At 47.7% G+C, this 15,318-nt stretch carries 8 protein-coding genes and 2 pseudogenes; 1 reads left to right on the top strand and 9 read right to left on the bottom strand.

From position 1 onward, the window contains the following. Nucleotides 1-74: 74 nt before the first annotated feature. From AAAT87_RS09680 to AAAT87_RS09640, 9 genes and pseudogenes are all read right to left on the bottom strand, one after another. Nucleotides 75-2,111, bottom strand: a pseudogene (locus AAAT87_RS09680) (GDSL-type esterase/lipase family protein); the annotation flags it as partial. Nucleotides 2,112-2,231: 120 nt separating this feature from the next. Beyond that, the gene (locus tag AAAT87_RS09675) at nt 2,232-4,097 is read right to left on the bottom strand and encodes a family 20 glycosylhydrolase (protein WP_349226280.1); all 1,866 of its coding nucleotides are present in this window, start codon (nt 4,095-4,097) and stop codon (nt 2,232-2,234) included. 154 nt (nt 4,098-4,251) lie between these two features. Beyond that, nucleotides 4,252-5,814 carry a SusD family outer membrane lipoprotein NanU gene (nanU, locus tag AAAT87_RS09670; protein ID WP_349226279.1) on the bottom strand — a complete coding sequence of 521 codons (1,563 nt, stop codon included), beginning with the start codon at nt 5,812-5,814 and terminating at the stop codon, nt 4,252-4,254. Between the two features lie 12 nt (nt 5,815-5,826). After that, on the bottom strand, nt 5,827-9,126 hold the full coding sequence (locus tag AAAT87_RS09665) for a SusC/RagA family TonB-linked outer membrane protein (protein WP_349226289.1): 3,300 nt from the start codon (nt 9,124-9,126) through the stop codon (nt 5,827-5,829). Between the two features lie 77 nt (nt 9,127-9,203). After that, entirely contained in the window at nt 9,204-10,484 is a 1,281-nt protein-coding gene (locus AAAT87_RS09660) for a sialidase family protein (RefSeq protein ID WP_349226278.1), read from the bottom strand. A gap of 33 nt (nt 10,485-10,517) precedes the next feature. Continuing rightward, a complete protein-coding gene (locus AAAT87_RS09655) occupies nt 10,518-11,285 on the bottom strand; it encodes a creatininase family protein (protein WP_294969463.1) in 768 nt (255 codons plus the stop codon). 4 nt (nt 11,286-11,289) lie between these two features. Further along, the gene (locus AAAT87_RS09650; protein ID WP_295024129.1) at nt 11,290-12,474 is read right to left on the bottom strand and encodes an AGE family epimerase/isomerase; all 1,185 of its coding nucleotides are present in this window, start codon (nt 12,472-12,474) and stop codon (nt 11,290-11,292) included. A gap of 25 nt (nt 12,475-12,499) precedes the next feature. Continuing rightward, nucleotides 12,500-13,417 carry a dihydrodipicolinate synthase family protein gene (locus tag AAAT87_RS09645; protein WP_117663526.1) on the bottom strand — a complete coding sequence of 306 codons (918 nt, stop codon included), beginning with the start codon at nt 13,415-13,417 and terminating at the stop codon, nt 12,500-12,502. 48 nt (nt 13,418-13,465) lie between these two features. After that, the gene (locus AAAT87_RS09640) at nt 13,466-14,701 is read right to left on the bottom strand and encodes an MFS transporter (protein WP_295024127.1); all 1,236 of its coding nucleotides are present in this window, start codon (nt 14,699-14,701) and stop codon (nt 13,466-13,468) included. Between the two features lie 288 nt (nt 14,702-14,989). Between AAAT87_RS09640 and AAAT87_RS09635 the strand changes: the two are divergent. Next, nucleotides 14,990-15,318 (top strand): annotated as a pseudogene (locus tag AAAT87_RS09635) (IS1380 family transposase); the annotation flags it as partial.

Raw genomic sequence — 15,318 nt, 5'->3', positions numbered from 1 at the left:
GAGACACCGAGCTCATAGCCAGCCTCACCTGAAGGAAAGCCAGACAGGGACTTGATGCCCGTTTTGATTTCTCCCCGGAATGTAGATGCCGGCAAACCATCCTGGTTCACCAGATTGGCATGTGTGAAAGGCTGCCATGCATATCTCACAAATCTCGGTGCCTTGAGCTCTGGGGAAGTGAGTCGAACCTTGTTTCCCTCAATCTTCACCTGTGCAGGATAGAAGAGACCCTCTTCCTCTGCCATCTCGAAGCAGGATGGAGCCTTGCCGTCGGAAGTACGGAGACCATCGCCATAGGTAAATGATATCACCAGCGATTCACCCTCTCTTACCACCTTATTATATATAGGACCTGAGGGGGTTACACTATGACCATAGGTCTGGTTCAAAGCCCAGCGACCCAGACGCTCACCCACCGGCTGCTTGTTCGTAGGATGCACATCAAGCGAATCTCCCTGGTCGGAAGACACCGCCATTCCGGTATTCGGGATGGATTTCATCAATCGGAGCTGACTGTCACGGAACCAGGTCCAGGAAGGACGGTTCAGGCTAGACAACTGCACGAAATAGAAAGGCATCTGCGGATTCTTCCAATTGCTTCTCCAACTATCCACCAGAAGGCGGAAGAGTTGTTCGTGAGCATTCATATTGTGGGCATTCGATTCACCCTGATACCAGATTACTCCCTTGATAGGATACTGCTGCAACGGCAGGATACCACTCTCGTAGAGATAACATGGCTCGTATGGATGACGACCGAGATGAGTAGCATCGTGGGTGAGATTCCTGGCAGCCCTGCCTCTTACCCAATCCTGGATAAAGTCATTGTGCAACCAGTCTCTCAAGATAGCCGGAAACTGGGTTTCCAAGGTATTTCTATCTACCCAGGCTTCCGTAGGAGCACCGCCGACGGCATTGCAGATCAATCCCACAGGTACCTTCAGACTATCCCGCAACATCTTACCATAATAATAGGCTACGGCAGAGAACTGGGCTGCGGTTTCCGGAGAAACCTTCTTCCAGGTAGTAGGCTTGAAATACTGCAGATGATTCAGGGAATCCAGACAGGATGCCGGCCAAGCCACATCATAAGTCTCCCATCTTCCCTTCATATCGAAAAGTCGGAAATCAGGGTCATCAGCCTGAGCGATGTCCTTCTTGCCGGTAACAGCCTGATTCAATCGGAATGCCATATTCGACTGTCCCGAACACAACCAGACCTCACCTACAGCCACATGGCGGAACTCTTTCTTCTGCTTGCCAGCCTGAATGGTGAGCGTATAATCAGTGCCTACCTGCAGAGGTTGCAGGGTAACACTCCACTCACCACGGTTATTGGCAATGGCAGTAGCCTTCTGTCCGGCAATGCTTACCATCACCATCTCGCCTGTATTGGCGATGCCATGGATATCGAGCGGCACATTGCGCTGCAAAACCATATCATCCGTATAGAGATCGGACAGTTGCAGTCCACCATAATTTCCGGTAATACCGCCATAAACGGTTTTAGCCAGGATGCCGGCACCTTCCGCATTCGGATGGATGGCATCCGGCAACAGATTAGGATAAGGATAGAGAGGAGCATGGAAATCGATCACTTCCGCCCCACTCACCTTTGCTACCACCTGGATAGCTTCCTGTATTTCATCATGCCACTGCTTGGTACCCGAGATAAAACGGGGATGGCGGTGGGCAATCGGAGTCATTCGAGCCAGAATAAAACGTACCTTCGGATTCACGGAACGCAGAGAGTCCATCAGGGAAAGATAATCTTTCACGAACTCATCACGATAGTTGGGCCAGTTTCTTGGGTCCGTATCGTTGATACCCAAATGGATGACAGCAATATCGCCCTTGAACGCCATTGCCTGTCTGTACTCTTCCTGCTGCATGTAAGGACGGTGTCCATGCTTCAACAGGGTAGCACCCGGCTTACCGAAGTTACCTACCAGGTACTTGTCGCCCAACATCTTCTGAAGTTGTACAGGATAAGAGTAATGTTCTCTATCCTGGATACCAGTACCATAGGTAATACTGTTACCAACACAAGCCACCTTTACTTTTTGGGCAGCTTTTTTCTTTGGGGCTGCATTTACTGTCTGGAGCCCCATCGAGAGTACCGACAGCAAAACTGCTGCCAACACTCTACTAGGAAACTTTAACTTACCATACAACATATATATAAACCTATCTTATAATACTTTTTTATTCATCAACCTGATTCGGTTCTTTTATTCATCAACCAGCGCTGCCGTGAACATCCACTTCACGAGTCGGGTCTCCTTAGAAGAGAACTTGCCGACAGGAAGTTTCAGCATCAGCTTGTTCCACCCCTTCTTGAGGGTAATATCTATCGCAGGACGAGACATGTAATTCTCATTCTTCAACGTTATCTCATTAGAACGCTCGGCATTCGTGTTCTTCCATACAGGAGGCATGATTTCCTGACCATTGAGCCATGCACGGCTGCACTTGTAATCCCAGGTGCCCTGACGGGGAGCCAGGTCGCTCTCAGAACGGCTGTAGTTCTGGAACTCCAGCGCCAGCTTCGCCTTTCTTTCCTTTGGAGAATAAATCCAGCGGGTGGCATAAGCGGTGTGGTTCTCCTGAGGGTTGGCGTAGAAACCGGGAACCAGCGTGCCCCATACATGGCGCAGATAGATGCCGTTGCCGATGATTTTGCGGGTCTTGTAAGTCTTGCCCTCATACTGATATACGGAATCTTCTTTCTCCTCTGGAGGGAAGACCTTGTTCAAATCGCCTCCGTTAGGGAAGGCATCGGTAATCTGCCATTCACTCTGGGTCTGACGGACGTATGGGAATGGAACCTCCTTCAGCCAGGTATTCTTCTGCCACAACAGGCGGTCTTCGAATTCCTTGAAAGCAGCCAACTGCTCCGGCTCGTCTTCCCACAGCAGGGTGCCCTTGCCATCAAAATAGCAGTTGCCGCCTCCACGCCAGGCACGCTCTGCCAGGGTGAGCATATAAGGATAGAAGTTGTTTTCTGCCAACAACTGAGGTGTATTGTCAATGTATCGGTCGTTCCAAAAGGCTACGATACAGCCAGCCAGGTCGTCGCTACCCTCTGGCTGGTTGTAGATGCGGCTGTTGAACATCGCCACCAGGTCGGCGTAGGTATCGAAATGGTTGGCATAGTGGTAGCGGCAGTCGATGGCAGGGATGCCCTTCTGTGCCTTTCCACGATAGCTCCAGAGCTGCGTCATGTCGATTTCGCCCGGTTTATAGTTCCAGCCAGGGTTATAGGAGATAACCTTCTTGCCCTTGTCGCGGATGTATTTCACCATCATCGGAACGAAATCCGGATTGGTGAACTGAACCTCGTCGGTTCCTATATGGAGATAAGGTACATCAAACGTAGCGCATACCTCATCGATGATGTCTTTCAGAATCTGAGTGCCCTTCTCGCTCTGCATATCGGTCTTGAAGGTACGCTCAAAGGCAGCACTGTGTCCCGGCATATCGATTTCCGGAATCAGGAGCACCTGGTGCTGCTTGCAGAATTCCACGAGTTGTCGGGCCTCTTCTAATGTATAATACTTTCCTTTCTCACGCTCCATATTCTCTGGAGCATTGAGCTGCGGATATTTCTTGCATTCCAGGCGCCAAGCCTGATTTTCAGTAAGATGCCAATGGAAAACGTTGATTTTGTATCTACTCAACAGACTGATTTCGCGCTTCAGTTCCTCTACTGGGATAAAGCTTCTGCCCACATCGTGCATGAAGCCACGGATACGGAAGGCAGGCCAGTCGGTGATTTCACACTGTGGCAAATATATCTTTTTATTCTTAGTGGTTTTCAGCTGTTCCAGCGTCTGTCGTCCCCAATACATACCCTTTGGGGTGGTAGCCTCCAGAAGGATGCCTTTCTTGGTAATCAATAGATGGTAAGCCTCTTCCTGGAATTTAGCTCCTTCAATCTGGCTCACATATTTTTCCTCCACTGTCAACTCGCCGCTGGATTTCTTGCCGTTGAACTGATACTTCTGAGGCAGAGGCAACAATGAAGAAGGATGATTGGCAGAGATGCCAGCCATGCACCAAAATATAGATAGCACAAAAAGCAAGAGTCGATTCATATTTTATTTAGGTTGATTTTGTTGATGATATATGATGATTTACAAAGTTGATTCAAGAGAGAAAAAATTGTAAAGAAGAGAGGGAACGAATCCCTCTCTTCTCACTTTTATAATCAAACAAGATGATGTGTCTTATCGACACTTCCATATACCCTTATTGTTCGTAACCAGGAGTCTGGTGCAACTGGCTGTTCAAGCCAAGAGTATTCTCGTCAATAGGCCACAACAATTTGCTTGCCTGAGCAGAAGTATATTTGGTAACATACTCTGTACCCATCAGACGGAGGTCGTACCAACGCTTACCCTCGAAGAGGAACTCGCGGCATCTTTCCTTCAATACAGCCTCAATGACATTGGCATCGCTGCCTACGAAAGAGTTGTTGGCATAGAATGAAGCGTCTGTATCATTAGGATAAGCCACTTCAGCCTGGTGAGCATTGAAGTACTCCTCGCCGTAAGCACGCTTTCTTACCTCGTTGATCTCAGCAGCAGGATCCTCGCCCAGCAAAGCCTTAGCCTCAGCCAAGCCCAAGAGACAGTCAGCATAGCGATAGATTGGGTAATCATCGAGCCACTGGCGCTGGTTGTAACCCTCTGGCAAGGTACCCTGGAACTTATACTGGATGTTGCCAACATACTTGAGCGACCCATCCTCGTTCTTGGCATAGATATCCTTCAAGCTACCAGCCTTACGGGTATCACCGTCACGATAAAGCTCCTTCCACATATCCTTGTTGAGAGATATACGCATTACACCGTCCATATTACCCATGGCAGACTCAGCCAGAGAAGTACCATCAGCCTCATAGTAGTTCTTGAAGAACATAGAACCCATCACCAAAGTCAAGCGGAAGGTATCATTCCACATAGTCTTCTCATCCTTGCCGTAATAAACAGCGTAGATAATCTCCTTGTTCTTCTTGTTGTTAAAGGCAAATACCTGGGTAAAGTCGTTCTGCAAAGCTACGTCAGCCTTCTTCACGTCCTCATAAGCAGCCTTGGCAATCAGATAATCAGCGTTACCGCCGCCCATCTGCTTACCGCTCCAGAGATAAGCCTCACCCTTGAGCATCTTGGTAGCAGCCAGAGACCAGTAGTTTCTGCCGTTGGCAAACTTGTAGTTGTCGCCATAAGCCTTCTCAGAAGCCTGGATATCCTTCTTGATCTGAGCCATTACCTCAGCTGCTGGAGAAGCAGCCTTACCCATGTTGCCGATGCTGATGTCGCTACCCTTGGTATAGTCGGTCACTACGATGACATCGCCATAGGTTCTCAACAGCTGGAAGTATATGTATGCACGCATACCGTATGCAGAACCCAGATAGTTACTCTTGGCTGCCTCCTTGATAATATCGGTATTCTCAGCCTTGGCAATCATCAGGTTGAGCTGGTTGATAAGTCCGTAGCAGCCACCATAGTTGCTGATGGCTGGACTTGCCTGGCTCAAGAGGTTGTTCCACATGAACTCATATCCACTACTTGCCTCACCAGAGAAAGAACTGCCACCATAGAGATTGGTACGCATCTCACCCCACTCGAAAAGAGTGAAGGTACGGTCGCGGAACATCGCCTGGAGACCGGTATTGGCAGAACTGAACTGGCCTTCTTCCTTCCAGTAGCCAGCATCAGTAATCTCACTTTGTGGTTCTACATCAAGACAGCTAGTCATTGAGAAGACCATGCAGCCTGCTGCAATATATTTCAAAAACTTTTTCATTTTAGTCAAATTTTAGAATGTTACTGATAAACCGAAGAGTAATGTGCGTGGTGTTGGGTAACGACCGTTGTCAATACCTGCGCCATAACCATTATACGCTGCTGGCTCTGGAGAAGCTCCGTCATAACCAGTGATGTAGAACAGGTTCTGACCTGTTACATAGAGGGAAGCATTCTGCATGCCTACTCTGCTGATCCATGTCTTTGGCAAGTTCCAGTTGAGAGTAATCTCGCGCAGTGCCAGATAGTCGCCCTTCTCGTAGAAACGGGAGCTGTTACCGTTGACTGCGGTGTAACCATTGTTCTCACGGGTGATATTCATCTTGTTCAACTGGTCAGCGTATGTAAATACTGGAAGGTCTGCATCGCGGTTAGTCTCAGACCATGTATCCTTTACCTTGTCGATGAGGTTGAACGAACCCTGATACTGTCCCAAAGAACGAGCCTTGAGGTCGTTGTAGATGGTGTGTCCCAATGAGTAGTCGAAACGTGCATAGAGAGATACGTTCTTGTAACCGAATGTTGTGGTGAAACCACCAGTCACATTAGGGAAGATATTACCTACTACCACGCGGTCGAGCTGACTGATATGGCCATCACCATTCACGTCTTCCCAGCATACATCTCCTGGCTCGATAGGCTTCCAGCCATTAGACTCCTTATAAGTCTTACCGGTTGCAGGATTAATCTTGTCTGCCAAACCTGGACCATAAAGATGTGCGATGTCGTCAACACGCTCGTTGGCATTTGCCTTTACATCGTCCCAATCTCTGAAGATATGCTGCTGCTGGTAACCTACCAGGTCGCCCAACTTGCCACCTTCACGGTATCCACCAATCCACTTGGTTGGAGTCTTGCCGTTGGCATCTACCTTACCAGCTGCTACCTCGTAACCACCAATCTGGTTGTTTGGCTTATCGCTGCTTGGCAACTGGAGAACCTTGTTAGCTACAGAAGTGAGGTTAGCTGTAACATCCCACTTGAAGTCCTTGCTGTTGATGATGTTGGCACGTACCTCCATCTCAAAACCAGAGTTGCGGAGCTTACCCAAGTTAGTCTTCATGCTAGAGAAACCGGTGTAACCTGGCAAACTGATATCAGTAAGCAAGTTATCTGTTGTACGGTTATAGTAGTCGAGGATAAAGCCCAGACGGTTGTTGAAGAAACCGATATCGAGACCTGCCTCGAACGACTTACTCTGCTCCCACTTCAACGCAGTGTTGGTAAGGGTTGAGTTATAGTAACCAGTCTGACCGCCATAGTTACCATACTTCTTGTAAAGACCATAGATATCGAAGTTACCGATACCGTTTACGTTACCGTTGATACCATAACTTACACGTGGCTTCAAGTTGCTGATGACGCTGGAAATCTTAGAGTTCTTCCAGAAATCCTCCTCCATGATGTTCCAACCTGCAGATACACCTGGGAAGAAACCCCAACGGTTGTCCTTCAACTTAGAGATACCGTCGTAACGATAGGTGAAAGAGAAGAGATACTTCTGCTTGAAGTCGTAGTTCACACGACCGAAGAGAGACTCGATGCGATAGCCTGTCTTGCTGCTGCTTGTAGCGGTGCGGTCGGCACCTACATTTAATGTATGGATGCTATCGAATGGAGAGTTCCTGGTTTTGGCATTGAAATTGAAGTACTGGTAGTCGAAGTACTCACCACCCACCATCACATCTACATTGTGATTCTCGAAGAAGGTATCGTGATAGTTCAAGGTACCGCTCAACTGAATCTGAGTGAAGCGTGTAATGTTGGCAGAAGCCTCGCGGGTTGTATTAGGAGAACCCTGGTTCTGCTGCTGGTAAGACTTGTTGAAGCTCTCGTACTGGTAATCGTAGTGATACAATGAAGAGTTACCGGTGAAGACCAACTTCTTAGGGATGATATTCAAATCGAAGCCCAGATTGTAAGTCTGCTTACGTGTACCATCAGTACTGGTCAAGCGAGAACGGTAGTACTCTGGGTTACCGTCACCTGTACCCCAACCAGAAGCAGGAGTACCATCCTCCAGATATGGATTCCATGTAGGACGCTGTGAACGGGAACGATAGAAGAACTCGTATGTACCGATCCACAGAGAAGGCTGCTTAGCCCAGCTATAGGTAGTACCAGCCTTTACATTCAGGAAAGGAAGTACCCAGTAAGAACCGTTGAAAGCACCATTGAAACGCTTGTAGCCTGTACCCTTGACAGCACCATCCTCGTTGTAGTAACCGAGACTTGCAGAGAAGGTACCCTTGTCGTTACCGCCAGAAAGGCTCAGGTAGTGATCCTGTGTAAGCGCTACATCGTGGAAGGTTGCATCTTCCATCTGACCGCTGTAATCCTTATAGAGTATCTGCTTGCCCTCGTAGTATGGGTCGTCCATTAACTGCCAGCCCTCGCTCTGGAGATGCTTGGTATCATCATTGAGATAACGGATATCGAACAACTTGTTACCTATACCATAACCCATCTGGTTATCTACAGAAGCGGCACTTGGAGCATTATTGGTATAACGCTTGTAACCCAAGCGGTTGTAGTAGATGTAATCATGTGCATTGAGGAAATCGTAACCCTGACGGGAGAAGTTCATACCGAGCTTAGCCTTGTAGTTAACTGTGGTCTTACCAGCCTGACCGTTCTTGGTCTGAACCAGAATAACACCACCGTTGGCACGGGCACCGTAGATAGCGGTAGAAGCTGCGTCCTTCAAAACCTGGATTGACTCGATGTCTGAAGGGTTGATGTCGCTCAAGCTCTCACGGATAATACCATCCACAACGATGAGGGCACCATTATGACCACCCGTGATAGAAGCACCACCACGCAGGGTGATGTTAGGGCTTGCACCTGGCTGACCAGACTCGCTGATAACGCGGAGACCTGTTACTGTACCCTGCAACGCATTACCTACGTTGCTGACAGCAGCCTTCTCCAATACCTTATTATCCATCTTAGAGATTGCAGTAGTCAATGTGGCACGCTTCTGCTGACCACCGTAACCTGTAACCACCACCTCGGCAAGAACCTGCTTGTTTTCGCTCATGGTTACGCTGAGAGGCTGACCCTCGAACTTGATTTCCTGTGAATCGAAGCCGATGTAAGAGATGACGATGATGTCACCCTTCTTCACATTGCTCAAAGAGAACTTACCGTCCAAGTCGGTAACAGTACCATTGGAAGTACCCTTCACGAGTACAGAAGCACCGATAACGGTCTCTCCAAGGTCATCAACAACCACACCTGTGCAGGTAGAGGTCTGCTGCGTGGCATTCACAGCCAAGCTGTTAGTACCTGCGAATGCTGGCGAAGCGCCCATGCATCCCAAAGATACAGCCATGACTAATTGTTTCAAATCTGAGTTCATGTTCATAAGTTGATAATTAGTTATTATTATTATTTGTATTTATGGTTCGTTATTTGGCCAACGTTCAATTTCATAAATCGAATGTCGTAATAGTCATCAGGTTGGGTTTTAGGATCTTCTCTGAAAGCATTCTCCTCCAGAAGGAAGTAGATGCTGCCATCCTTGCCCTGAACCATGGTAGAATAGGCTGAAGTGGTATTGCTCAGCTGATAGCAGCCTTCCCAGTTCTTGGCAATCGCCTCTGGGGTAGCGTAATCAGCAGGAGTCTCCAATGCCTTGTAGTAGATACCTACGTTGTTACGGCCTGGACCTACCGGAACACTCTGAAGCAACAGCTTTACCTTCTTGCCATTCTTCTTGGCATCCACTATGAGAACCTCGCCATTGCAAGAGTTCTTGTGAGCAGCAACACCCATATTCTTGGCATCAGAAGCTATTACCTTGCCCCAAGAGCCTGTGGCAGTCTTCTTATCCTCATAAGTATAGATGTTGATGTGGCGTCCGCCCATCGCACGACTGCTGAGCAATACATTGCCGTTTGGCAATTCCTCGATCTTAGCCTCATCTCCGTGAGGAGCAGCCTCAGCTACATTCTTGCCCAAAACACTCCAAGTCTGACCGAAGTCATCGCTATAGAGAATGCGGTTACCGCTGCGGGTACACAACACGGTATAGATACGATAATACTTGCCTACCTTGATCTGCTTACTCTGACAGATTCTACCACTGGTAAAGAAGGCTGATTCCACTTCTGGGATGAGGTCGTAAATCTGCTTGGTCACTTCCTCGCCATACCATGTCTTACCCTCGTCGTCGCTATAGTATCTACCCATCATCAGGAGATTGCCACGCTTTGACTCCCAATAGCCGATGCCGCCCGATGCACACATCAGGAGGATTCTGCCGCTCTTCTTATCTACTACGACAGCCGCATCGCCATGGGCGCAGTCGAAACTGGTAGCAATACCGCTTCCGCCCTTAGCCACCATCTGCTCTGGAGAGCTCCAGGTAGCGCCCTTGTCCATACTGGTCTTCATCACGATGTCGAGATGACGGCCGCCACCGATATCTCTGTTGTGATAACGATGATCGGTAAATGCAATCAACTTACCCGACTTGCACTCTACGATGGCAGGAATACGATACTGTGCATCCTTGTTAGAGAAGACGGTGATGCCACCCTGAGCGTTCACAGCCTGTGTCTCAACAGCCATAGCAGGGGTTGCAGCAGCAACCTGTGCAGGCATCATCAGGGAAATACCCATGGTAGCAAGACACAATGCCTTGCTTATATTTGCTGAAAAAATCATATTTTTACTATTTAGATTTTCTATTACTTATATTTAATACAAATCAGATACTGTTTCTGCCAGAGAGAACTGATAGAGGAATTCAACATATTCACGAACAACGGCTTCTGCAAACATCTTGCCCTTTTCGGCTGTAGCCAAAGCGGGATTTCCGATACCGGTATCCGTTGATACCATCGACCAGTTGCGAGGAATCCAGACCTTTCCGCTATTCAATGCAGGAATTCTGAATCCCCTGGCTGCACCTTCGCCAGCTTCTTTCAAGTTCACCAACTCAGGATGATAATGCATCATCACAGAAGTCTCCACTTCATCAGCATGATCACCTGGCTGTTCGAAGAAATCTTTTGGATTGCTCATCTTGAACCACTCACTGGAAGCAATGATGAAATCAGGAAAATCCACAGCCAGATCACGAATCATGTTCTTGAAGGTGTTTCCTCCATGACCATTCACGATGAGGAGTTTCTTGATTCCCTGATGCTGCAACGCTTCTACAATATCCTGCAGAATTGCCTTCTGAGTCTCATATCGGTAATGGATACAGAAAGCCACATCACGCTGTCCGGGATTCTGGGCACCCATAGCCACAGGAGGAAGCACCATGCAATTCACGCCTTTGTCGGCAGCAAGCTGTACGGCAGCATCCACTGCGATGCTATGTGATAAGATACAATCAGTAAGATATGGCAGATGCAGGTTATGAGGCTCTGTTGCTCCCCATGGCAGGATCGCCATCTGATACTGATTGTTTCTTACGGTGCCCAGATTCGATATACACAAATCTAAGTTCTTGTTCATATTTTTATTCTTTGTTCAAAATTTCCTGGCACAACGAATATGCCTTGATCATCATTCTTGGAATGTGGAACGGACCCTTGAAGAGATTACCCTTAGCAGGCTGTGCCACGGTTCCGTCTCTGTGCAGATAACCATACCACTCGCCGAACTCTGTATCCGGGAAGTGGGCATAGGTCCACTCGCTGATGCGCTGATGCTTGTATATATACTCATCATCACCTGTTGCCAGATAAGCATAGAGAGAAGCGATGATGGTTTCGGTCTGTGGCCACCAGAACTTCATATCCTGAGAATAATCCTGCGAAGGAAGATTTCTGCAGTCTCTGAAGTTGATGATGCCGCCATACTGCTTGTCCCATCCCCAGTCCCAAGACCAGTCGAAGATCTGCAGCGCCATATCGGTTATCTCCTTGTCCCAGCCTCTCTGCTTTGCCTCTTCCATGATGAACCATGAAGTCTCGATGCAATGACCCGGGTTGATGGTGCGGCCCATACAGGTATCCACAAATTCACCGTTCATGCCCACCGTCTCCAGAAGACACTTGAACTCCGGGTGGATGAAGTACTTCTTCAATTTGGCGATTGACTCATCAATCTGCTCGGTGAGCTTAGGGTCGTTGATAACCTTGCGGATGCATGAACCCACGTTGATGAGAATCATGATGATGCTGTGGCTCTGCAACTGCACTGATTCCTCGAACTTAGGAGCCAGGATGCCTGGTGTGGTAAGGAAGCGCTGGGTGTCCTTGAAAATCTGCAGGGCACGCTCGGCATACTTCTGCTCGCCGGTAGCCAGGGCATATTCAGACATCGCAATGGCTGCGAAGGTTTCAGAGAACACGTAGCGGCGCATGCGCAATGGCTTGCCCTCGGCTGTGACTGAGAAGTACATTCTTCCATTCTCGTCGAAACAATGCTTCTCGATGAAGTCGAGGGTGCTCTTCGCAGCCTCCAGCCACATCGGATTCTTCTCTACATTATTATATGCATAGGCGCATATAAAGGCGAATCGACCCTGAAACCACACTGACTTGGTGGAATCGATCAGACTTCCATTTCTATCAAGACAAGTGTAAACACCACCGTTTACCTTATCCCATCCATGCTCCATCCAGAATGGCATGATGTTCTCTGTAAGATCAGTCTTATAAGATTCAGCCCACTGCTTAATATATTCTTTTATGTTCATTCTTACTGGTTCTAGTGTATTTTACTTAAAACTGATTGCAACGCTCGAAGAAGTTGATTGCCTCCAACTCTTTCTTCATAGCCTGCTCCTCCTCATCGGTCATATTGCGGAATGGAGTACGGTTTGGACCCAAATCGAAGCCCATCAACTTCATGATACGCTTACCGCCAACGATGTTACCACGATAGTGGCAGATGACGTTGATAACCTCCTGAGCGAAGTTCTGCTTCTCACGGGCTGTCTCGATGTCGCCGTTCTTCCAAGCCTCGATGATGCCTACCAACTCCTTACCATTGTAGTTGGTTGTACCACCGATACCACCCTGGGCACCGCCCTGAGCCAGGCTAGGGAGAATGGTCTCATCCTGACCGTGGAGCATATCGTACTTACCGTTCTTGTAGAGACGGCACTGGTTGTACTCATACAGGCTCTCGAAGGTATATTTGATACCAGCGAAGTTAGGAATGCGTCCATCTACAGCCTTCAACAGATCGAGCATTGGCAGGTAAGCGCCATTGAATGCAGGAATATGATAGTAGTAGAAAGGAAGTTCAGGAGCAGCAGAAGCAATCTCCTCGCAATACTTCACCAGTTCCTCGATGCGGCCGATATGTGGGAATGGAGGAGCCATTGAACCGATACCCCAAACACCCAACTTCTGTGCGTGCTCAGCCAGACGACGGCTCTCACGGAGGCAGCAGCTTCCTACATGAACGATAATCTTAAAGTCCTTTGGAGCTACGGCTACCCATCTCTCAGCAAGGAGCATTCTCTCCTCGGTGGTCAACATATAGCCCTCGCCTGATGAACCATTGATAAACACACCCTTCAGACCGTTCTTCTGAAGCATCTTGGCATAAGCCTCAATAGGTTCCAAGTTCACATCACCGTTAGCATAAAAAGGAGTAAACGGTGCATCTATAAGTCCAATGATCTTTTCCATAATTATATATATATTAATGTAAGTTAGTTAAAATTTACGTTTTCTTTTTTATTCCAAGTTATCTGTCTTTGGTTTCAAGCAAACCAGCTGAAGTGTCAGCGCTGCGATAACCACCACGCCCAATACGGCAAAGGCCAAGCCCAGATTACCACCATCAGAGAACTTACCCATCACCTGGGTAACCATGGCTCCGGCAAACACGCCCACCATATTCATGATACCATAGGCTGTTGCTCTATATTTTGCCGATATAATCTGGCAGAGGATTGGCATATTGTTGGCATCAAACATACCGTAACCGATACCGAAGAGCAAGCCAGCTCCCACTACCGCTACCACACTGTGGCCGAAGCCCAGGAGGAAGAGAGCAGGAATCGTCATTCCCAGACCGATGGCACTGGTATAAACGCGGCCACGGATGTTCTTGTGAACCCATTTATCGGAAAGTACACCGCCGAAGAGTACACCAAACAATGAGGAAACCGCGATGGTAATAGTTGACATCGGACCAGCCTCAGACATAGGTACACCCAGATTCTCTGCAAACAATGTTGGAAGCCAGTTCTTGGTAGCCCAACCTGGAAGAGAAGGAACTGCGAAATAGAAGAGAATCACCCAGAATGCCCAAGTAGAAAGCACAACAGATAAGCCTTGGAACAATCCGCCCTTTGCAGGCTTTCCCTGCTGAGCCACAGCCACATTCGCAGTATCCTTGTCTTTATCGTGCAACAACAGAAGCAATACGACAGAATAAGCGATTCCGAGAATACCGAACCAGTGGAAAGTGGTGTGCCAGGAGAAGGCTGCTGCCACGGTAGCACCAAATCCTCCGATAGCCTGCCCTACATACAAACCGGTCATGTGAAAACCGATGGCCAGAGATCTGGACTTTCCTTCATGCCAGTCAGCAATGAGAGACAAGGCAGAAGGGATGTAAAGCGCCTCACTAATACCCATCAACGCCCTCAACATGTAAAGCTGATCAAAACTGGAGGCATATCCCATCAGATAGGTCACCATAGACCAGACAAAGAGACTTCCTACTACTAATTTCTTTCGACTGACTCTATCAGCTACGATACCGGCAAATGGACTCACAATACCATAGATCCAAAGGAAGACAGCCATCAAAGCGCCAAAGGCTTCAGCTTGCTGCAATTCCACGATGTCAACCTTCATGGCGGCCTGCATAGTGGAAAGCATCTGACGATCCATATAGTTGAGAAGAGCAACCACCCAGAGGAGCGCTACAACTAACCAGGGATAAAACTTTTTATTTTTCATTTCGATTGTTAGTTTTGTTATTCGGGTGCAAATTTACCACTTATTTTAATACTAACCAAATTTTAATGAATTAATTTTCGTTATTCGAGTTAAATAAATTAGTTTATTTATTTATTCTTACATTTCACTCCCCTATACCTTATTATATATCCTTAATTCCGCAACACTATAATTTAACTTTATTTATAAGTTCCTGAGCAACAAAAAGTTGCTCAGGATTTTGCCATGTCAGATTTTTCACTTATCTTAGTGTTGCAATTAGAAAACAAGCGAAAATCGTAACAAGACATGGCAAAGGTACAAATAAAATCTGAAAAACTCACACCTTTTGGAGGAATTTTTTCAATCATGGAGCAATTTGACTCCATGCTTTCACCTATTATCGACCAGACACTTGGTCAGAGATGCCGCAGTATCATCGGATACCAGTACAGCGAAATTATTCGTTCTCTGATGAGCGTATACTTCTGTGGCGGTTCATGCGTGGAGGATGTAACATCGCATCTGATGCGTCATCTCTCGTATCATCCGACCTTGCGCACATGCAGCTCTGATACCATCCTCAGAGCCATCAAGGAACTGACACAGGAAAACATCTCCTATACTTCCGACCAAGG

This window comes from Segatella sinensis (genome assembly GCF_040095255.1).
GTDB lineage: Bacteria > Bacteroidota > Bacteroidia > Bacteroidales > Bacteroidaceae > Prevotella > Prevotella sinensis.
This window is presented reverse-complemented; position numbering and strand designations above follow the sequence as displayed.